The sequence below is a fragment of the Asanoa siamensis genome, from assembly GCF_016862555.1.
In the GTDB taxonomy this organism is placed as follows: domain Bacteria; phylum Actinomycetota; class Actinomycetes; order Mycobacteriales; family Micromonosporaceae; genus Asanoa; species Asanoa siamensis.
This window is the reverse complement of the sequence record NZ_BONE01000001.1, coordinates 150,730-169,521: the sequence shown is the minus strand read 5'-3', so window position 1 is coordinate 169,521 and position 18,792 is coordinate 150,730. Positions and strand designations below refer to the sequence as shown.

Below are 18,792 nucleotides of genomic sequence, written 5' to 3'. Positions count from 1 at the left end.
GCGCCGGGAGGATACGGTGCGAGCTGTGCCGCGCCTGCTGCTCATCGAGGACGACCCGGCGATCCGCACGCCGCTGCTGCGGGCGCTGCGCGACCGTGGGCACGCCGTCGCCGCGGCGACCACCGCCATGGACGGGCTGCGGGCCGCCCTCGACGACCGTCCGGACCTGGTGGTGCTCGACCTCGGCCTGCCCGACGTCGACGGCACCGAACTGCTGCGGATGCTGCGGGCGGTGAGCCGGGTCCCGGTGATCGTGGCGACCGCCCGGGACGCCGAGACCGAGATCGTCCGGGTGCTCGACGCGGGCGCCGACGACTACGTGGTCAAGCCGTTCACCGCCGCCCAGCTCGACGCCCGGATCCGGGCGGTGCTGCGGCGTGGGCCGGCCGCCGCGACCGACGAGACCATCGTCGTGGGCGACCTCGAGATCGACCCCAGATCACGTGGCGTACGCCTGGACGGCGTGCCCGTCGACCTCACCCCGCGCGAGTTCGACCTGCTGCACCACCTGGCGACCCGGCGCGACGAGGTCGTCACCAAGCGAGAGCTGCTGACCGAGGTGTGGCAGATCCCGTACGGCGGTGCCGACAAGACCGTCGACGTGCACCTGTCCTGGCTGCGCCGCAAGCTCGGGGAGACGGCCGCGGCGCCGCGCTACCTGCACACCGTCCGCGGCGTCGGGGTGCGCCTGGCCACACCGGACACCGCGCCGTGAGGTGGCGGCTGACCCTGCTGGTCGCGGCGACGACGACGCTGACCCTGATCGCGTTCCTCGTGCCGCTGGCGTTGCTGCTGCGCGATGTCGCCGAGGACCGGGCGACCGACCGCGCCACCGCCGACGTGCAGGGCATCGTGCCGGTCGTGGGCACGGCCGAGCGGGCCGACATCGAGCTGATCGTCGACCAGCTCAACGCGCCGGGCCGGCGGGTCACGGTGTTCCTGCCCGGCGGCGGGGAACCGGTCGGCACACCCGCATCGCGTACGCCGGCGGTCGAGCTCGCGGCGACCGGCACCAGCCTGACCGCCGCGCTCGACGGCGGGCGCGAGATCGTCATCGGAGTCGGGCGGTCCGACGGGACGGCCGTGATCCGCACCGTCGTGCCTGCGGACGAGTTGCGCGCCGGTGTCACGCGGGCGTGGCTCGTGCTCGCCGCGCTCGGATTGCTGCTGGTGGTGGTCGGCCTGCTCGTCGCGGACCGGCTGGCGCGCAGCCTGGTGCGGCCGATCGGCGAGCTGTCCGCGGTCTCGCACCGGCTCGCGCGGGCGGAGCTGGGGGCCCGCGCGGAGGTGCCGGCGGGCCCGCCCGAGCTGCGCGAGGTGGCGGGGGCGCTCAACCACCTGGCCGAGCGGATCCAGGTGCTGCTGCGCGAGGAACGGGAGCAGGTGGCGGACCTGTCACATCGCCTGCGTACGCCGTTGACCGCGTTGCGGTTGGAGGCCGAGTCCGTGCGCGACCCGGACGACCGGGCGCGGGTGGCCGGCGGCGTCGACGCGCTGGAGCGGGCGGTGACCGGGTTGATCCGGCAGGCGCGGTGGCGCAGCGAGCCGTCGACCGCGGCGTCGTGCGACGCGGTCGCGGTGGTGCGGGACCGGGTCGAGTTCTGGTCGGTGTTGGCGGAGGACACGGGCCGGGCGATGCGGCTGTCGGTGGTGGACGGTCCGTTGCCGGTGGGTGTGGCGGCCGACGAGCTGGCGGCGGCGGTGGACGCGCTGCTCGGCAACGTGTTCGCGCACACGCCGGACGGGACGCCGTTCGCGGTGTCGTTGTCGGCCGACCGGGTGCTGGTGGTGTCGGACGCGGGGCCTGGGCTGGCCGGCGCGGCGGTGTCGCGAGGGGTGAGCCCGGGCGGCGGGACGGGGTTGGGCCTGGACATCGCGCGGCGGGCGGCTAGCAGTTTTGACATTTCGGACAATCCGGGTGGTGGCGCGGCGGTCACGCTGGGCCTGCCGGCGGCCTTAACCACCCCTTAGCGGTCACGCAGCGCGGCGCTATCCCTGGTGGGACGAACCTCCTTGGTAACACCCGATACGGAGGTCAGGACCCATGAAGCGCACACCGGTGATCATCACGCTGGCCGCGATGGCGGCGCTCGCCGTGACAGGCACGGCACTGGCGGCCACCCGCGACGACCGACCGTCCGCACTGACCGGTCTCGGCAGCGCGGTCGCCACCACGGACCCGACGGCACCGGCGACGCCGACCGACGCCACGTCGACCCCGGACGACGACGCCACGGCGAGCCCGGACGACGACCGCACCGCGACGCCGACGCCCGACTCGTCGACGACGAGCCCGGCGGCCCCCGCCGGCGGCGGCCTCGACGCGGACGAGGCGTCCCGGATCGCCCTGGACCGCGTCGGCGGCGGCACGGTGACGGAGATCGAGTCGGAACTGGAGCACGGCGCCAAGACCTGGAAGGTCGAGGTCGTCCGGGACGGCGTGGAGCACGACATCTACGTGGACCGCACCAACGGCACGATCATCAAGGCGGACAGCGACCGGGACGACGACGACCGCGACGACGACGACCGCGACGACGACGACCGGGACGACGACGACCGGGACGACGACGATGACGATGACCACGACCGGGACGACGACTGACCCTCGACCGAGCGGTGATGCCACCCCCGCGGGGGTGGCATCACCGCTGCTACAGACTGACCGGGTGACGGTGATCCTCGGCCGCCGCGACATCACCGCGGCACTGGACCTGGACGTGGTGCTGGCTGCGCTGGCGGCCGGCTTCCGCACGCCGGCCACGGACCCGACGCCGCTGCGGATCCGCACGGACCTACCGGGCCCAGGCACGGCAACCTGCCTGATGCCGGGCCTCCTACCGGCCGTACCGGCCTACACGGTAAAGGTCAACGCGAAGTTCCCGACGGCATCGCCGGCCCTACGGGGCGTGATCTGCCTACACGCCCTGTCCGACGGCGAGCTGCTGGCCCTCCTGGACTCGGCAACGGTGACGGCATGGCGCACAGGCCTAGCGGCAGCGCTGGCCACGCACACGCTGGCCCCACCGGAGGCGCGAACACTCGGCTTCATCGGCGCGGGCGCACAGGCGGCGACCACGCTGGCCGGCCTACGCCACCTCCGCCCCTGGTCCCGCATCGTCGCCACGGACCTGACCCCGACCCGCGCCGCAGCACTCCTGGCGCCGGCAACGGAACCGCCCGGCACCGCGACGAACCCGGATCCAGCCGGGGCGCTCCCGCTGGATCCGACCCGCACCGCCACATCCCCGGCGACGGTCCTGTCCTCGGCGCCCGAGGTCGCCGCCGCTTCTGACGTGGTCGTCCTCGCCACCTGGTCGCAAACCCCACTGCTGGCCCGCGCGGACGTGCGCCCGGGCCAACACCTCACGTCGCTGGGCGCGGACGAGCCCGGCAAACGCGAGCTGGCCACCGACCTCCTCACAGCCAGCCGCCTGATCGTCGACGACATCGATCGGTCCCTCTCCGGCGGCGCACTCGGCACCGCAGGCCTACCGGCGGCATCCGCCACGGGCACCTTGGGCGCAGTACTCCGCGGCGAACTCCCGGCCACGGCCCCACCGACAATCCCAAGCGTCTACTCCCCGGTCGGCCTGCCTTGGCAGGATTTGGCGTTGAGCTGGGCGGTCTACGAGCACGCCCTCGACTCAGGCGCGGGCACCCACGTGGACCTACTCACCTGACCGACCGGCGCCGGCGCCGCACGGCCGCCGCGTCGAACCGTCGGACCGCGCCGCCGCCAGACCGACGCGAGGCTGCGACGCCCTCGCCGCGCCGGGCCGTCGGGCCGCCGCGCCGCTGTGAGGCCGCCCTGCCGCGATGTCGCCGCGCCGCGGCCCGGCCGCCGAGCCGCCGCGAAGCCGCGCTTGAGAAGCTGTGTTTCATGTCCGAGAGCGAAGTGGACGAGCTGATCGCCATAGTGCGGGCCTGTCCGTGGCTGATGACCGTGCTGGCCGCCGTCCAGGCGGCCGGGCTGCCCGACGCGTGGGTCGGTGCCGGGGCGCTGCGCAACGTCGTCTGGGACCAGCGCTACGGCGACGGTTTCGACCCCGCCCGGGTCCGCGACGTCGACGTCGCCTTCTTCGACCAAGCCGACCTCAGCCGCGAGCGGGACCGCGCCGCCACCGCCGAACTCGCCCGCCACCTGCCCGCGGTGCCGTGGGAGGCGACCAACCAGGCGGCGGTTCACCTCTGGTACCCGGCCGCCGAGGGCGGCGGACCCGTGTCGCCCCTCGCCAGTGTCGCCGAGGCCATCGGCACCTGGCCCGAGCTCGCCACCTCCGTCGCGGTCCGTCGCACCTCAGACGACCGCCTCGAGGTGCTCGCGCCGCACGGGCTGGGCGACCTGCTCGGTGGCATCTGGCGCCGCAATCCGCGGCGGGTCAGCGTCGAGCGGTCCCGGCAGCGGCTGGAAAGGCAACGGCCCGCCCAGCGTTGGCCCGGCGTACGCGTGATCGAACCGGTCTGATCACCCGCAGGGTCTGACCCACTCGATGAAGGTCCAACTCTGCTTGCGCGCCGCCACCCGGCCCGGGATGCCCGAATAGCTGAGCAGGCGGTCGTGGCTGTAGTAGCGCGGGACGGTGCCCGGCGCCTGGTTGTTCCGGTACGACCCGTAGCCCGCGAACAGCAGGTAGTGCAGCACCCCGCACTGGTAGAGGTCGAGCCGGTCGCCGGCGTAGTCCTCGTGCGCGTACACGCAGAAGTGGTGCGGCCGGCACGGCGCCGGACCAATCACGCCGGACGGGCTGACCTCGGGAGCGGCCGGGCCCCGGCCCGGCACGACCAGCCGCAGCGTCGCCCCGCCGGCCAGGTCGATCCTGTTGATGCCCACCTGCGTGCCGCCGAGCCGGGCCAGATAGCGGTCGACCCGATGCTGCAACGCCCGCGCCTCGGCACCGGTCAACCCCGCCGCGCTCGCCTGGGTCGCGAAGTGCGGATGGCGCGGGTCGGCGCGCGCCGCCGCCGTGCCGCCGAACACCGCCACCGCCACCACCACAAGCAGCGCCACAGCCGCCACTCTGGTCACCCCGGCCTCCCCCGTTGCGCCGCCACGAGGCGGCTGGCGACCAAACTGTCACGCAGCGTGGCGGCTGCATAGCGTGACGTTGTTGATCCGACAGGCCGTCACAGGGAGCGGTCGAGCCCCGCCCACGGCTCCTTGTCGGTGACCCCCGCCGGGCAGCTCCGGCGGAAGTCGCACCAGCCGCACATCGGGCCCGGGGTCGTCGGGAAGGCCTCGTCGGGGTCAGCGCCCGCGGCCACCGCCTTCTCGGCGTCGAGGATGTCGCGGGCCGTGTCCTCGGCCCGGGAGACCTGGCGGGCCAGCGACTCCTGCGTGTGGTCGTGCGCCGCGATCGTGCCCGACGGCAGATGATGCAGCTCGACCCGGCGGCACGGCCGGCGGAAGACCCGCTCCGCCGCGTAGGCGTAGAGGGCCAGCGCCTGCGAACCCCGGGCGTCGTCGCTGTCGAGGCCCGTGCGGCCGGTCTTGTAGTCGACGATCGCCAGCTCGCCGCCCCGCGCGTCGATGCGGTCGGCGCGGCCGTTGAAGGCCAGCACCGCCGTCTTGACCGCGACCACCCGCTCGACGCCGACCGGCTCGGCGGCCGGGTCGAGACCGCCGACGTAGCCCTCGAGCCACTCGAGCGCCCGGCGGTAGGCAGCCCGCTCCTGCACCTCGTCGCGGTAGCCCTCGCGCACCCAGGTGCCCTTGAGCAGCGCCGGCAGCGCCGCGCGGGTGCGCCGCTCCGGCGGCAGCGCGAACCAGTTCTTCAGCGCGGTGTGCACGCTCGCGCCGAGCGAGTTGTGTGCCCACGGCGGGCCCTTGGGCGGCGACGGGCGGTCGACGTAGGAGAACCGGTAGCGGCGTGGGCAGTCGGCGTAGGTGCCCAGCTTGCTCGGCGTGCACACGAACAGCCGCTCGGGCATGCCGGTGAAGCCGAGTTGCTCGGCCCGGGGCGCCGGCGCCCGGCCGGCGGGAGAGGTGCGCACGGGAGAATCCTCCCATCCGGGTACGACAACCCCGTCCGGTCACCCCGCCTGGTACGAGTCGACGAAGGCGAAGACCGCGTCCGCGATCAGTTGCACCGCGATCGCCGCGAGCAGCAGGCCGGCGATCCGGGTCAGCACCTCGATGCCGCCGGGGCGGAGGATCTTGACCACCACGCCGCAGTAGCGCAGCACCAGCCAGACCGCCAGCATCGCGACCACGATGCCCGCGTAGACCGCGACGTAGTCCGCGGCGTCGGAAGACCGCTGCACGAACAGCATCGTCGCCACGATCGCGCCCGGCCCGGCCAGCAGCGGGGTGCCCAGCGGCACCAGCGCGATGTTCGTCGTGGAGTGCGCCGTCGGGTCGTCGGTCTTCCCGGTCAGCAGCTCCAGCGCGATCATGATCAGCAGCAGGCCGCCGGCGCCCTGCAGGGCGGGCAGGTCGACGTGCAGGTACTCGAGCAGGTTCTGGCCCGCCACCCCGAACAGCACGATCACGCCCAGGGCCAGGCACACCGCCTGCCAGGCGGCCTTGTGCCGGTCGCGCTCCGCCATCGGACCGGTCATCGCCACGAAGATCGGAACCATGCCCGGCGGGTCCATGATGACCAGCAGCGTGACCAGCACTTCGCCGAACACTTTGAGATCCACGCGAGCACGGTATGCGAAGGACCTTCGGGTCAGCGAAGCACGGGTGTCACCCCGGAGGAGGCGGCCACCAGCCGCGCCAGAACCGCCGGGGCCGTGCGCTCCGCACCGAGCTTGACCTGCTTGTGCGTACCGTGAAAATCGGATGATCCGGTCACCGCGAGCCCGAGCGACTCCGCGAGGGCCCGCACGTGGTCGCGTTCCGCCGGGGTGTGGTCCGTGTGGTCGACCTCGAGACCGAACAGCCCCGCCGAGGCCAGCGCCACGATCAGCTCGTCCGGCACGATCCGGCCGCGCCTGGTCGCCCGCGGATGCGCGAAGACCGTCACCCCGCCGGCGTCGCGGACCAGCCGGACCGCCTCGAAGACGTCGATCTCCTCCTTCGGCACCCGATAGCGGCGGCCCAGCCATTCCGGCGCGAACGCGGCGTTGGTCGAGGTGACCAGCCCGGCCCGGATCAGCGCCTGGGCGATGTGCGGCCGACCGACGCTGCCGCCGGCCGCGTCCCGCAGCACCTCGTCCCAGTGCACGTCGTAGCCGTCGGCCCGGAGCAGCGCGACCATCCGCTCCGCGCGCACCTCGCGCGCCGCGCGGACCCGGGCGAGCGTCGCGACGAGGTCCGGCGCCGCGGGATCGAAGAGGTAGGCCAGCAGGTGCAGGGCGATCGGCGGGTCGGCGCCCGACCAGCGGCACGACAGCTCGGCCCCGCGGACCAGGGCCAGGCCGGGTGGTCGCGCCGCGGCGGCGTCGGCCCAGCCGGCGGTCGTGTCGTGGTCGGTGATCGCCACCACGTCGAGGCCGGCCGCCGCGGCCGCCGCCATCAGCTCGGCGGGGGTCAGCGTGCCGTCGCTCGCGGTCGAGTGGGCGTGCAGGTCGATGCGACTGTCCATCGCCGCAGACGCTAACGCTCCCCGGACCCCAATCGGGGGACCAGCGCCCAGGCCGTGCCGGCCGCCGCGGGCACCTGGAGCAGCTTGCGCGCCCCGTCGGTCTGGCAACGGACCACACCGCCGTCGTACGGCGCGACGACGGTGCGGGTGTCGAGCCAGATCGGGGAGCGTACGCCCGCCGCCGCGCACTCCCTGGCCGAGCGCTGGTCGGCCGAGAGCGCGGTGTCGACGCTGAACAGCGTGAGCTGGTTGCCGTCGGGCTCGGCCAGCCAGCCACCGTCGGGGGAGAGGCTGTGGGTGAGGTCCTCGCCGGGGTGGGCGAAGCCGCAGATCGTGGTCGGGTGGACCGACGTGCTCGGACCGTCGGGCCGCAGCGCGGCGAGACAGAGTTGGGCCTTGCCGGCCCGGGCCAACCCGACGACGGCGTCGCTGCGGGTGCCGAAGACGCCGGAGATCGCCGGGTTCCAGGCGGGGTCGACCTCGCCCGAGCTGCCGACGACGCTCACGAACTCGTAGCCGCGTCCGCTGCGCGCACCGCCCGCGACCAGCACCCGGTTGCCCAGCACCGCGGTCGGCGCGGCGTCGGCCGGAACGTTGATCACACCGTCGCGCCGGGCGCCCGCGGGGCCGAGCTCCGAGAGGGTGAGCTGCCCGTCGGCCACGACCGCGAGCCGCCGGCCGTCCTCGCTCACCGACCAGCGGCTGTCCTCGGGCGCGACCTGCACGGGCTGGCCGTCGGTGGGCTGCAGGTAGACGCCGCCCGTGCTGCCGTAGAGCCAGCCGGCCGGCACCCGGTAGGCGCGCTCGACGTCGCCGTTGGCGCCCAGGTCGATGCGGCGACCCTCCATGGTCCAGAGCAGGTCGCCGATGCGCAGGTCGAGCCCGAGGCCGGCGAGGTCGTGCGGGGTGATCGACGCGGTCTCGGCCGGGGTGGGCAGCGCGGTCGGGTCGGCGGCGAAGACCGAGGGGTCGTAGCCGGTGCGCGGGGTGCGCAGCACCTGCCAGCCGAGCACGCCGCCGAGCAGCAGCGCGAAGGCCAGGAACGCGGCGAGCGAGGTGCCCGCCCGGCGCCACCGCCGGCCGCGCCGGGTGCGCTGGATGATCCGGTCGGCGCGGTCGACGGCCGCCGGGGTGAGCTCGACCCGTTCCTGTAGGGCGCGGCGCAGTCGTTCCTCGAGCATCAACGCCCCTCCAGTCCTCCCGCCGGCGCGGGAATGCGGGGAGCGGGGGCACGCACCGGCCGCGTTGCCGGGGGTGTCTGCGCCTGACGCGGGATCCGGGGACGCTCGGCCTCGGCGGCCAACTCGTCGACCCGGGCCTGCTCGGCCGCGCGTTCGGCGCCGAGCCGGCCGCGCAGCGTGCTCAGCGCCCGCGACGTCTGGCTCTTCACCGTGCCGGTGGAGATGTCGAGGATCGCCGCGGTCTGCGCCTCGGAGAGGTCTTCGTAGAAGCGGAGCACGAGCACCGCGCGCTGCCGGGCGGGCAGCGACTGCACGTGCCGCCAGAGCGCGTCGCGCTCGAGCTGCTCGTCGACCCGGTCGGCGACCGCCGGCTCGGGCAGCACCTCGGTCGGGCGTTCGCCGTGCCAGCGGCGCCGCCACCAGCTGATGGAGGTGTTGACCAGGACCCGGCGGGCGTACGGCTCGACAGCCTCGATCTCGCCGAGCCGGCGCCAGGCTAGATAGATCTTGGTGAGGGCCGTCTGCAGCAGGTCTTCGGCGGTGGCCCAGTCACCGGTCAGCAGGTAGGCGGTGCGGAGCAGCGCGGGCGACCGGGCGGCGACGAACTCGCGGAAGTCGTCCTCGACCGCCTGCCTGTCCGTCACCGGACGCCCTCCCTTGGGTTCGCGCGTGGGTGAAGACTGTCACACGGCGCGCGGGGAGGTCTACGGGCGAACGGGTCGTCGTCGAACGGCTGATCGGCAGTGGCTCACGCGCCGTCGTCGGCGCGGGCCTCGTCGGCGTCCTTGCCGAGCCGGGCCTCGACCGCCTGCGGCTCGTACATCTCCTCGACGACCCGGAGGTAGAGCTCGTTGGGGTTCGGCAGGTGCTTGATCTCGCGCAGCGCCTGCTCCTGGCCGGCGGACTCCAACACGAACGTGCCGTAGTTGAGCGCACGGCCCAATGGGGACTGTTCGTATTTCATGTCGGTGACCCGGAGCAGCGGCATCATCGCGACGCGTCGGGTGATGATGCCGCTGACCACCATGACCCGCTTGTTGGTCAGGATGAAGCGGTCGAAGTACCAGTCGCCGACCTTCCAGGCGACCCACCCGAAGATGCCCACCCAGATCAGGATGGCGACCGTGGTCATGCCGGTGGCCTCCTGCCGGAACAGGAAGCCGGAGAGGTAGCCGAGCACGAAGGTGGCCAGCACGATCACGATGAGCGGCGTGCTCAGGTGGATCCAGTGCCGCTTCCACTCGCCCCGGTAGCGCTCGGTCGGGAAGAGGTAGCGGGAGACCAGCGGGGTCGGCTCGTCCTCGAGCGGGAGCACCCGGCGTGGACCGAGCGGCAACCCGGACGCGTCGACCTGCAGGCCCGCAAGCTCCTCTTCGGAGATGTCGGTGGCCGTGTAGGCGCCGCGCGGGCGCGTGCGGGTCTCGTGCGCGTAGTCGGCCGACTCGGAGAAGCCGGCACCCTCGGCGTAGCCGGCACTCGGTGAGTAGGCCGGCCCACTGCCGAAGTCGGGACCGTCGTCGACGGGCGCGGTCTCCCGCTCCCAACGCTCGCGGTCGGATTCGTCGGGGTCAGGAGGTGGCGCGGACGGACGGTCCATAGGTGACGTATGCGCCTAGGCGACCAGGCTCGTGAAGAAGTCCCCGAAGCCCTCGGCGACGTCCATGATGCCCCCACCGATGTTCTTGAAGACATCGGCGGACTCGTTGGGGCGGAAGGCAATGAAGAAAATGAGGAAGGCGATTCCGCCCCAAGTGAGGATCTTCTTGAGCATTGCGGCCCATCCCCCTCTGCGCGGCGCCGGCAACTTGCCGCGGCAGGCTCAGAGTATCAGTCGTAGCTCTCAGGTTGAATCAACTGCGCACAATCCGCACAAGCGGGAACGGCCCACTCAGGCAAGGCCATGCAGGTACGGAGAAGGAGCACCGTACACCAGCTCAGGAGGCAGCCATTCACACAGGTCGTGCACCACGACGTCCTCTGCGAGGACGTAGCCGGCGTGTGCGGGCCAAGCTATGGCATAAAGCCACATACCGCGCGCCTCACCGACGTACGCGCTGCGGTCCTCCAGGGCTGGGACGGACCACAGTGGAGTCGGGTGGCCGTCCACTTTGATCTTGGCGTGCGCGTTGACCGGCTCGCCCGGCGGCGGATCCGCCCGGGTCAGCTCGCGGACCAGGTCAGGGCCCGGATCGGTGCCCGGCAGGCCGGCGAACCGGTTGCCGAGGCCCACGCCCGGCTGCTCCGCGACGAGCACCAGGTCGGCCGGGCCGCCACCGAGCGGGGCAGGCCCGCTGCAGGCCAGCGCCGCGGCGTGGACACCCGAATGGTCGTCACCCGCCCAGGCGACACCGGTCACCGTCCAGTCGCGCAGCAGGGGCCAGGTGCACCAGAGCGGCACCACCTCGCCGCCCGGCGTCGCGCCGGCGGTGATCGTGTTGACGACGCTCTTCAGGATCTCGGCGTTGTTGTGCTCGGCCACGTGCAACGGGGGGACGTCACCGCACGCGTCGCACCGCCAGTCGGCGCGCATCAGGTCCGGCGGCCGCACAGGGCCTCCGCACCGGGGGCAACTCACCGACATGCCCACCCCGCTACGTTCCCCGGGGTACGGGTCGCGAGTCAAGCGTTGCGGGCGGTTTCGTCCGGCGGAGGTTCGCCGTACGTCCGGATCCAGGCGTGCATGGCGATGCCGCTGGCGACGCCCGCGTTGATGGACCGGGTCGAGCCGTACTGCGCGATCGAGAAGAGCTGGTCGCAGGCGGTACGGGCGGTATCGGACAGGCCCGGGCCCTCCTGGCCGAAGAGCAGCACGCAGCGGCGCGGCAGGATGACGGTCTCGATCGGGCGGGAACCGGGCAGGTTGTCGATGCCGATCACCGGCAGGTCCGACTCGTGCGCCCAGGCGACGAACTCCTCGATCGTGGGGTGGTGCCGGACGTGCTGGTAGCGGTCGGTGACCATCGCGCCGCGCCGGTTCCACCGCCGGTTGCCGACCACGTGCACCTCGGCCGCGAGGAACGCGTTGGCGTTGCGGACGACGGTGCCGATGTTGAAGTCGTGCTGCCAGTTCTCGATCGCGACGTGGAAGTCGTGCCGGCGCCGGTCGAGGTCGGCCACCACCGCCTCGTGCCGCCAGTAGCGGTAGCGGTCGACGACGTTGCGCCGGTCGCCCTGCGCGAGCAGCTCCGGGTCGTACCTCTCGTCGGTCGGCCACGGACCCGGCCATGGTCCGACCCCGACCTCAGCTTCCACGCCCGAAGATTATTGGGTACGGCGTCGTCAGCCCATTCCGAGGGCCTGACCGAGGTCGGCCAGGAAGCGGCGGTCGACCGGGCCGAGCTGGCCGGCGGCCGGGCCGCGGCCGGCGGTGCAGACCCGGGCCGCGATCGACTGCACCCACTGCCGGTAGGCGGCGGAGTCGGCGGGATCCGCGCGCTCGCCCAGGATCCGGCGCGCCTCGCGGCACTCGTCGAGCAGGTCACGCGCGGGTCGGCTGGGCGTGCTGGGCAGCCGCTCGGCGTAGACGGCGGCGACCACGGCGCGGACCAGGTCGCTGTCGAACATCCGGCCCGCGGCCATCGCCGCCAGGCCGGCCAGCCCTTCCTCGACGGTGCGCCCGGGGTCGCCGGCCCGGGTCGCCGCGACGATCACCCGCCCGGGCAGCCGGACGAGCGACTCCCACTCGCGGGCGGTGAAGACGTCGATCGCGACGTTCGGGAAACCGGGTACGGGGAACGAGAGTGGATCGCCGGGCGCGGGCTGGCTTGGCATAACGACCTCCCAAGGTCAGCATATGCCGCATTTGGCCCGTTGCGACCAGTGAGTTCTGGCGGGGGACGGCCTAGCCGGCGACTGGCTCCGGGAAGCTCGGCCGTTCGGGGTCGCGACCGTCGTCGTGCGCCGCGAACGCCCGCTTGGGCACCATCACCTTGCGGCGGAAGACACAGATCAGGGTGCCGTCCTGGTTGTAGCCGCGGGTCTCGACGGCGACCACGCCGCGGTCGGGCTTCGACGCGGACTCCCGCTTGTCGAGCACCGTCGTCTCGCCGTACACGGTGTCGCCGTGGAAGGTCGGCGCGACGTGCCGCAGCGACTCGACCTCGAGGTTGGCGATCGCCTTGCCGCTGACGTCGGCCACCGACATGCCCAGCAGCAGCGAGTAGACATAGTTGCCGACCACGACGTTGCGCCCGAACTCGGTCGCGGTCTTCGCGTAGTGGGCGTCGAGGTGCAGCGGGTGATGGTTCATCGTCAGCAGGCAGAAGAGGTGGTCGTCGGCCTCGGTGACCGTCTTGCCGGGCCAGTGCCGGTAGACGTCGCCGACCTCGAACTCTTCGTAGTACCGCCCGAACCGCATGCCCGCACTTTAACGTCGCGCGGTGCGAAAACTGGGGCGGACGCAATGAGCGGCGGGGCCCTCCCCGGCACCCGCCGCCCACGCTTGTCCTTCTGATTTTGCCGGACCAACCGGTACCGGAAAACCCTTCAGGAAGTGACGGGGGTCACCCGTTATGGTTCTGCAACATTACGTATCGTAAGAGTGATCGACTTTCGAACCGTTCGTCACCCGTGTCGTTTTCCCTTGCCGGGCCGGTCGAGCGGGGATAACGGCAGCGTGATGGGCACGACGATATGGAATCGCTCCCATCACCGTACGCGATGCCGATCTTGACGGTTGCCGATGTGACGGGAGTGACCCAGGCCACCTTGTCCGCACCTGGCCGGATTCGGCGGGGAATGGTGGGGGCACCTGTGTCGTTAAACCCGTCGGATGCCTCATGCGAGGCACGAACGAGCACCGATCGGAGTGATCCATGGCGACCGTTGAGCTGACCACCGAGAATTTTGACAAGGTCACCGGCGGCGACGGCATCGTCCTCGTCGACTTCTGGGCCAGTTGGTGCGGGCCGTGTCTGCGTTTCGCTCCCGTCTACGACCGGGCCAGTGAGAAGCACGAGGACATCGTCTTCGGCAAGGTCGACACCGAGGCGCAGGTCGAGCTGGCCGCGCGCTACGACATCCGGTCGATCCCGACCCTGATGGCCCTGCGTGACGGTGTCATCGTCTTCGCCCAGCCGGGCGCGCTGCCCGAGTCCGCGGTCGAGTCGCTGATCTCCCAGGTCCGCGAGCTCGACATGGACGACGTCCGCAAGCAGCTCGCCGAGCACGCCGCCCACGAGCACTGAGCCTTTTTCGACCAGGGCGTCCCGACTTCGCGCGGGGCGCCCTTTTCGCGCCTGTGAGCTGGGCGCTTGCAATCTTGCTCGTACACGTGTTCGAATCGGGTAATGCGCTGGGACAACCTGTCGGCTCTCCCCGTCTCGGTCGTCCCTGACCGGGCGGCGCCGGCGACACCACCCCTGCCGCTGGCGCTGCCCGGCGCAGTAGCGCGCACCTTCGACACCCCCGGCTTCGCCGGCATGACCTTCTATGAAGTACGCGCGAAGTCGATCATCAATCGGGTGCCCGGCAACTCGCGGATGGGCTTCGACTGGACGATCAACCCCTACCGCGGCTGCAGCCATGCCTGCACCTACTGCCTCGACGGCGACACGCGGATCCTGATGGCCGACGGCCGCACCCGGGCGCTGCGCGACCTGAAGGCCGGCGACCGGGTCTACGGCACCGTCCGCAGCGGCACCTACCGGCGCTACGTGATCACCGAGGTGCGCGACCACTGGCAGACGACCAAGCCGGCCTACCGGGTCACCCTGGCCGACGGCACCGAGCTCGTCGCCAGCGGCGACCACCGCTTCCTCACCGAACGCGGCTGGAAGCACGTCACGGGCGCGATGGGCGGCGCCGGCCAGCGCCCGCACCTGACCAGCGGCAACAAGCTGATGGGCGTGGGCCGGTTCGCGGCCGCGCCGGCCGACACCGCCGACTACCGGGCGGGCTACCTGTGCGGGATGAGCCGGGGCGAGGCGAGCATCACCGACCGCGAGCCGCTGGCCCGCACCCGGCGCTACCTCGCGGAGGCGCCGCCGGCCGTGGCCCGGTCGGCCGCGGCGGGCCGGCTGTCCGCCCCCGCCTCCGTCACCGACGACTGGCGCAAGGGTTTCCTCGCGGGCGTCTTCGACGCGCAGGGCTCCCACGACGGCACCGTGCTGCGGATCGGCAGCATCGACCGGGAGACCATCGACGAGGCGGCGGCGGCGCTGCGCCGGCTGGGCTTCGACCACGTGGTCCGCCGCACGGGCGGCGGCGCCCGAGGCTGGTACGTGCGGATCGTCGGCGGCCTCGCGGCCCGGCTGCGCTTCCTGCACATGACCGACCCGGCGGCGGTCGGCAAGCGCTCGATCGAGGGCCTGGCGCTCAAGTCCAACGTCCCGCTCGACGTGCTCAAGGTCGAGCCGCTCGGCGTCGACCTGCCGCTCTACGACATCAGCACCGGCACGGGCGACTTCATCGCCAACGGCGTGGTCAGCCACAACTGCTTCGCCCGCAACACCCACACCTACCTCGACCTCGACCCGGGCCACGACTTCGACAGCAAGATCATCGTCAAGGTCAACGCCGGCGACCTGGTCCGCAAGGAGCTGGGCGCCCGCCGCTGGCGCGGCGAGCACATCGCGATGGGCACCAACGTCGACGTCTACCAGCGGGCCGAGGGTCGTTACCGGCTGATGCCGCAGATCCTGTCGGCGTTGCGCGACTACGCCAACCCGTTCTCGATCCTGACCAAGGGCACGCTGATCCTGCGCGACCTGCCGCTGCTGCGCGAGGCGGCGTCGGTGACGTCGGTGGGCCTGGCGTTCTCGATCGGCTTCGTCGACGAGGAGCTCTGGCGCCGGGTCGAGCCCGGCACACCGAGCCCCCGCCGCCGGTTGGACGCGGTCCGCCGGCTGACGGACGCGGGCTTCGCGGTGAGCGTCCTGGTCGCGCCCATCCTGCCGGGCCTGACAGACGACGAGGAGTCGATCGACGCCGCGGTGGCGGCAGCGGCCGCCGCGGGCGCGTCGGGGGTGACGGGCATAGCGCTCCACCTACGCCCCGGCACCCGCGAGTGGTACGCGACCTGGCTGGGCCGCGAGTTCCCGGACCTGGTGCCGCGCTACCGCGCCCTCTACCGCGGGGGTTCCTACCTGCCGAAGGAATACCAACGCGAGATCACGGCCCGGGTGCGCCAGGCGGCCCGCCGCCACGGGGTGGACAGGCAGCAGAGCTTCGAGTCGCGCCGGCTACCGGAGCCACCTCCGGAGCCCGAACAGTTGACGCTGCTGTGACAGTGTTCGTTGTTCGATATTGACCGAACAGCGAACACGCTAACCTGGAACGCATGCGCGCCGACAACAGCACATCCGGTGTCGAGGAGTTGCGGGACGCGGCCCTCGCGGTGGGTCTCGTGCTGGATGCGACGGAGGGCGACACGGGAGTCGACCTGGTCCTCGTCAATCCGACCGGTGGGCGCGTCGCGGTTCAGCTCAAGCGCACGTCTCTCGCCGCGGCGGACGGCCTGGATCGGCGCATCCGAGAATGGGCCGGCGAGTTCGGCCGAAGCGATGGCATCAGGGTCCTCGTCGCGGACCGGGTGACCGCGGAGGGCCGGCGCATACTCCGCGCCGCGGGCTGGGGCTGGCTCGATCTCAGGGGGCACCTGCATCTCGCCGGAAACGGCTTCTTCGTGGATGCGGACGTGCCCAGACTCAGCGTCGCCTCCGCTGCGTCGGTGGGCCTCACCGGACAGGTCTCCGCCGCGGTCGCCGCCTGGTTGCTGCTGCACCCCGACGAGCCGGCGGGTGTTCGGGAGATCGCGAGGGTGCTGGGCAGGTCGGCAAGCACGGTGTCGAAAGCCATCGCCGACATGCGTGCGGGCGGACTCGTCGACGATCAACGTCGCCCCGTGGTTCCCGATCTGTTCTGGCAGCTCGCGGCAGATTGGGAGCCGGCCGACGCAGATCTTCAAAATCCACCGACACCGACCGTTTCCGGCACGGTTGACGTACTGCGGATGGGTCTGACCGATCTCGACTCGACGATCGGCTGGGCACTCACCGATACCGCGGCTGCGGCGGCGTACGGTGCTCCCGTAGGAGTAAGAGCGGACCATCCGCCCGATTTCTACGTGCCGGATCAGAACGTTCTTCGGCGGACCGTCCAGTTGCTCGGCGGTGCGACCAACTACGACGGTCGCGCCGCCACAGTTCGGCTGGCGCCATTTCCGTTGGTCTGCTCGCGACGCGTCGATCGGCCGGGCCAGACCTGGCCACTCGCGCGACCGCTGTTCGTAGCGCTCGATCTGGCGCGGGATCTCGGGCGCGGACGCGAGATCCTCGACGGATGGACGCCGCCTCCCGGGATCGGTCGCCGTGTCTGGTAGGGATTCCGCACCCGTCGTCGACCTGGCCGGCACGGCGGATGTCCGCGCTCGCTCTGGCGATACGGGCTGTGGCGGAGCGCACCGGGCGTGCGGTCACCGTTGTGGGTGGCCTCGCGGTCGTCTGTCGGCTGACGCGTCCGTACCGCGGCGACCATTGATCTGGACACCGTGGACAGGCGGCACGACGACGAGCCCGCGCAACTCGAACTCCTGCTCACGAGCGGCGCCGCGCCCAGTGGTCCGTCCGGTGTCCTGGTCCCCACCGCAGCCGGCCAGGTGCAGGTCGACATCCTCGAAGTGACCGACGCCGACCTCGCCCGGCTGCCCGACGACCCCACCGACCGCCTGCACGTCAAGTCCCATGCCTGGGCCGCTGCGAGCGCGACCGAGGTGACGATCCGCGCTGCCGGACAGCCAGGCCCCGCGGTCGCGGTGGCGGAACCAGGGCCTCTTGTGGCGATGAAGCTTCAAGCGGTGATGAACCGCGGTCGGGTCAAGGAAGGCACTGATCTTCTCGACATCGTCCGGCTCTGCCTGGACCCAGGTGCCCGCCCCGCGCTTCTCGGCCAACTGGGAGGTAGTGAGCCGCAACTCCGCGCGGATGCCGATCGCCATGCTCGCCGGTGGTTCTTCGACCAGGCGGAAAGATCACTCCGCCTGGTGCGCGCCGTCCCGGAAGGTCGCGAGATCCAACTGGATGATCTGCACCTGGTCGGCGAGCTGCTGCACAGCTCATTGCTTGATGGTGGAGCTGAGGGGATTTGAACCCCTGACCCCCTCGATGCGAACGAGGTGCGCTACCGGTCTGCGCCACAGCCCCGCCGCTGGAACACGTCCAGCGAACCGGCGATAAGGCTAACAGGTGGAACCACCGGACAGCGAACCGGCCCTAGGCGGTGTCGCGGCGGCGGGTTTCGTAGGGGCGGCCGCGTAGGCCGCCCGCCCGGCGGTAGGAGACCGAGCCCGTCGCCGCCGGTGGGAGGTCGGCCGGGCGGTCCAGGCCCATCGCGGCCCGGCGGACCGCCTCCCGCTGCGCGGCCAACCGGCGCTGCTGCTCCCGGCGCGCCTCGGCCCGCCGCGCCTGCTCCGCCCGGACCTCCGCCTGCCGGGCCGCCAGCCAGGCCGCGCGCCGGGCCAGCTTGCGCCGCCGCGCCCGCTCCGCCAGTGCCCGGCTGCGCAGGTGGCCCAGGTAGGCCACCAGCAGGCTGCCGGTCACCGCGACCCCGACCCAGAAGCCCGGGCCGACCAGGAAGACGCCGACGAGTTCCACGAGGTTGAGCAGGATCAGCGCCGCCAGGACCCGGCGGCGGCGGTAGACGGCGGTCGGGTGGCGGCGGACCGCCGGCCGCCGGCGGGCCGGGCGGGCCAGCACGCCGGGTGGCACCGCGCGCAGGCGCGGCGAACGACGTGGAGCGGGTGGGGCCGAGACCGGTGGCGCCGAGACCGGCGGCGCGGAGACGGGGACCTCGGGGCGCAACGGCGGCAGCGCCGTGCGGGCGCCGCGGACCGGGCGGCGGCCGGGCACGGTGCGGCGACGGCGGCGGCGGGACAGCACGCGCGCCGTCGGCGACGCCCTCTCCGCCACCAATCGCTCGGTGGCGTCATACCGGCGGACCAGGGCCGGCGCCAGAGCGAGCAGCCCGGCCGCGGCGAGGACGGCGAGGAGCACCGAGGTCGGCACCCTCACCCCTCCCGTCATATACGAGTGACAACCCGATCATGCGGATTGATGAGGTTGCCGTACGTTCGTAATTTGAGG

At 72.4% G+C, this 18,792-nt stretch carries 22 protein-coding genes and 1 tRNA gene; 9 read left to right on the top strand and 14 right to left on the bottom strand.

The features are described from left to right. The first annotated feature begins 25 nt into the window (after nucleotides 1-25). The 5 genes from Asi02nite_RS00780 (at nucleotide 26) to Asi02nite_RS00760 (ending at nucleotide 4,468) form a co-directional block, all read left to right on the top strand. Nucleotides 26-715, top strand: a complete 690-nt coding sequence (locus Asi02nite_RS00780; RefSeq protein ID WP_203710096.1) for a response regulator transcription factor — start codon at nucleotides 26-28, stop codon at nucleotides 713-715. Then, nucleotides 712-1,971 carry a HAMP domain-containing sensor histidine kinase gene (locus Asi02nite_RS00775; protein WP_203710095.1) on the top strand — a complete coding sequence of 420 codons (1,260 nt, stop codon included), beginning with the start codon at nucleotides 712-714 and terminating at the stop codon, nucleotides 1,969-1,971. Before Asi02nite_RS00780 ends, Asi02nite_RS00775 begins: the two co-directional genes overlap by 4 nt. Nucleotides 1,972-2,044: 73 nt before the next feature. Then, entirely contained in the window at nucleotides 2,045-2,605 is a 561-nt protein-coding gene (locus tag Asi02nite_RS00770; RefSeq protein WP_203710094.1) for a PepSY domain-containing protein, read from the top strand. Between the two features lie 64 nt (nucleotides 2,606-2,669). Next, nucleotides 2,670-3,683 carry an ornithine cyclodeaminase family protein gene (locus Asi02nite_RS00765; RefSeq protein ID WP_239126377.1) on the top strand — a complete coding sequence of 338 codons (1,014 nt, stop codon included), beginning with the start codon at nucleotides 2,670-2,672 and terminating at the stop codon, nucleotides 3,681-3,683. A 200-nt stretch (nucleotides 3,684-3,883) separates the two neighbouring features. Beyond that, nucleotides 3,884-4,468 (top strand): nucleotidyltransferase family protein, encoded by a 585-nt coding sequence (locus tag Asi02nite_RS00760; protein WP_239126376.1) that lies wholly within the window; start codon nucleotides 3,884-3,886, stop codon nucleotides 4,466-4,468. Here the strand turns inward: Asi02nite_RS00760 and Asi02nite_RS00755 are convergent, their stop codons facing one another. The 12 genes from Asi02nite_RS00755 to Asi02nite_RS00700 form a co-directional block, all read right to left on the bottom strand. Further along, nucleotides 4,469-5,011 carry a hypothetical protein gene (locus Asi02nite_RS00755; RefSeq protein WP_203710092.1) on the bottom strand — a complete coding sequence of 181 codons (543 nt, stop codon included), beginning with the start codon at nucleotides 5,009-5,011 and terminating at the stop codon, nucleotides 4,469-4,471. 116 nt (nucleotides 5,012-5,127) lie between these two features. After that, nucleotides 5,128-5,931 (bottom strand): RecB family exonuclease, encoded by an 804-nt coding sequence (locus Asi02nite_RS00750; RefSeq protein ID WP_203710218.1) that lies wholly within the window; start codon nucleotides 5,929-5,931, stop codon nucleotides 5,128-5,130. Between the two features lie 102 nt (nucleotides 5,932-6,033). After that, a complete protein-coding gene (locus Asi02nite_RS00745; RefSeq protein ID WP_203710091.1) occupies nucleotides 6,034-6,645 on the bottom strand; it encodes a MarC family protein in 612 nt (203 codons plus the stop codon). A 29-nt stretch (nucleotides 6,646-6,674) separates the two neighbouring features. After that, nucleotides 6,675-7,532 (bottom strand): PHP domain-containing protein, encoded by an 858-nt coding sequence (locus Asi02nite_RS00740; RefSeq protein ID WP_203710090.1) that lies wholly within the window; start codon nucleotides 7,530-7,532, stop codon nucleotides 6,675-6,677. A gap of 11 nt (nucleotides 7,533-7,543) precedes the next feature. Beyond that, nucleotides 7,544-8,713, bottom strand: a complete 1,170-nt coding sequence (locus Asi02nite_RS00735) for a hypothetical protein (protein WP_203710089.1) — start codon at nucleotides 8,711-8,713, stop codon at nucleotides 7,544-7,546. After that, on the bottom strand, nucleotides 8,713-9,357 hold the full coding sequence (locus tag Asi02nite_RS00730) for a SigE family RNA polymerase sigma factor (protein ID WP_203710088.1): 645 nt from the start codon (nucleotides 9,355-9,357) through the stop codon (nucleotides 8,713-8,715). The genes Asi02nite_RS00735 and Asi02nite_RS00730 overlap by 1 nt, the downstream gene beginning before the upstream one ends. A 104-nt stretch (nucleotides 9,358-9,461) precedes the next feature. After that, nucleotides 9,462-10,310: a PH domain-containing protein gene (locus Asi02nite_RS00725; RefSeq protein ID WP_203710087.1), complete on the bottom strand. Its 849-nt coding sequence runs from the start codon at nucleotides 10,308-10,310 to the stop codon at nucleotides 9,462-9,464. Nucleotides 10,311-10,325: 15 nt separating this feature from the next. Beyond that, nucleotides 10,326-10,484, bottom strand: a complete 159-nt coding sequence (locus Asi02nite_RS00720; RefSeq protein WP_170215836.1) for a hypothetical protein — start codon at nucleotides 10,482-10,484, stop codon at nucleotides 10,326-10,328. Nucleotides 10,485-10,601: 117 nt separating this feature from the next. Beyond that, a complete protein-coding gene (locus Asi02nite_RS00715; RefSeq protein ID WP_308440140.1) occupies nucleotides 10,602-11,294 on the bottom strand; it encodes a DUF6758 family protein in 693 nt (230 codons plus the stop codon). Nucleotides 11,295-11,332: 38 nt separating this feature from the next. Next, nucleotides 11,333-11,965 carry a TrmH family RNA methyltransferase gene (locus tag Asi02nite_RS00710; RefSeq protein ID WP_203710086.1) on the bottom strand — a complete coding sequence of 211 codons (633 nt, stop codon included), beginning with the start codon at nucleotides 11,963-11,965 and terminating at the stop codon, nucleotides 11,333-11,335. Between the two features lie 27 nt (nucleotides 11,966-11,992). Beyond that, nucleotides 11,993-12,484 carry a hypothetical protein gene (locus Asi02nite_RS00705; protein WP_203710085.1) on the bottom strand — a complete coding sequence of 164 codons (492 nt, stop codon included), beginning with the start codon at nucleotides 12,482-12,484 and terminating at the stop codon, nucleotides 11,993-11,995. A 70-nt stretch (nucleotides 12,485-12,554) separates the two neighbouring features. Further along, complete coding sequence (locus tag Asi02nite_RS00700; RefSeq protein ID WP_203710084.1) at nucleotides 12,555-13,070, bottom strand: MaoC family dehydratase; 516 nt, start codon at nucleotides 13,068-13,070, stop codon at nucleotides 12,555-12,557. A 457-nt stretch (nucleotides 13,071-13,527) separates the two neighbouring features. On the opposite strand from Asi02nite_RS00700, the gene Asi02nite_RS00695 reads away from it, so the two are divergent. The 4 genes from Asi02nite_RS00695 (at nucleotide 13,528) to Asi02nite_RS00680 (ending at nucleotide 17,798) form a co-directional block, all read left to right on the top strand. Then, nucleotides 13,528-13,899 (top strand): thioredoxin family protein, encoded by a 372-nt coding sequence (locus tag Asi02nite_RS00695; RefSeq protein WP_203710083.1) that lies wholly within the window; start codon nucleotides 13,528-13,530, stop codon nucleotides 13,897-13,899. A 102-nt stretch (nucleotides 13,900-14,001) separates the two neighbouring features. Continuing rightward, nucleotides 14,002-15,939, top strand: coding sequence for an intein-containing Rv2578c family radical SAM protein (locus tag Asi02nite_RS00690; RefSeq protein ID WP_203710082.1), 1,938 nt, complete (start codon nucleotides 14,002-14,004; stop codon nucleotides 15,937-15,939). Between the two features lie 53 nt (nucleotides 15,940-15,992). Beyond that, nucleotides 15,993-17,033: a winged helix-turn-helix domain-containing protein gene (locus Asi02nite_RS00685; RefSeq protein ID WP_203710081.1), complete on the top strand. Its 1,041-nt coding sequence runs from the start codon at nucleotides 15,993-15,995 to the stop codon at nucleotides 17,031-17,033. Nucleotides 17,034-17,201: 168 nt separating this feature from the next. Continuing rightward, nucleotides 17,202-17,798 (top strand): hypothetical protein, encoded by a 597-nt coding sequence (locus Asi02nite_RS00680; RefSeq protein ID WP_203710080.1) that lies wholly within the window; start codon nucleotides 17,202-17,204, stop codon nucleotides 17,796-17,798. Here the strand turns inward: Asi02nite_RS00680 and Asi02nite_RS00675 are convergent. After that, a tRNA-Ala gene (locus tag Asi02nite_RS00675) sits at nucleotides 17,777-17,853 on the bottom strand. The genes Asi02nite_RS00680 and Asi02nite_RS00675 overlap by 22 nt on opposite strands. A 69-nt stretch (nucleotides 17,854-17,922) precedes the next feature. Then, nucleotides 17,923-18,720, bottom strand: a complete 798-nt coding sequence (sepX, locus tag Asi02nite_RS00670; protein ID WP_239126375.1) for a divisome protein SepX/GlpR — start codon at nucleotides 18,718-18,720, stop codon at nucleotides 17,923-17,925. Between the last annotated feature and the right edge of the window lie 72 nt (nucleotides 18,721-18,792).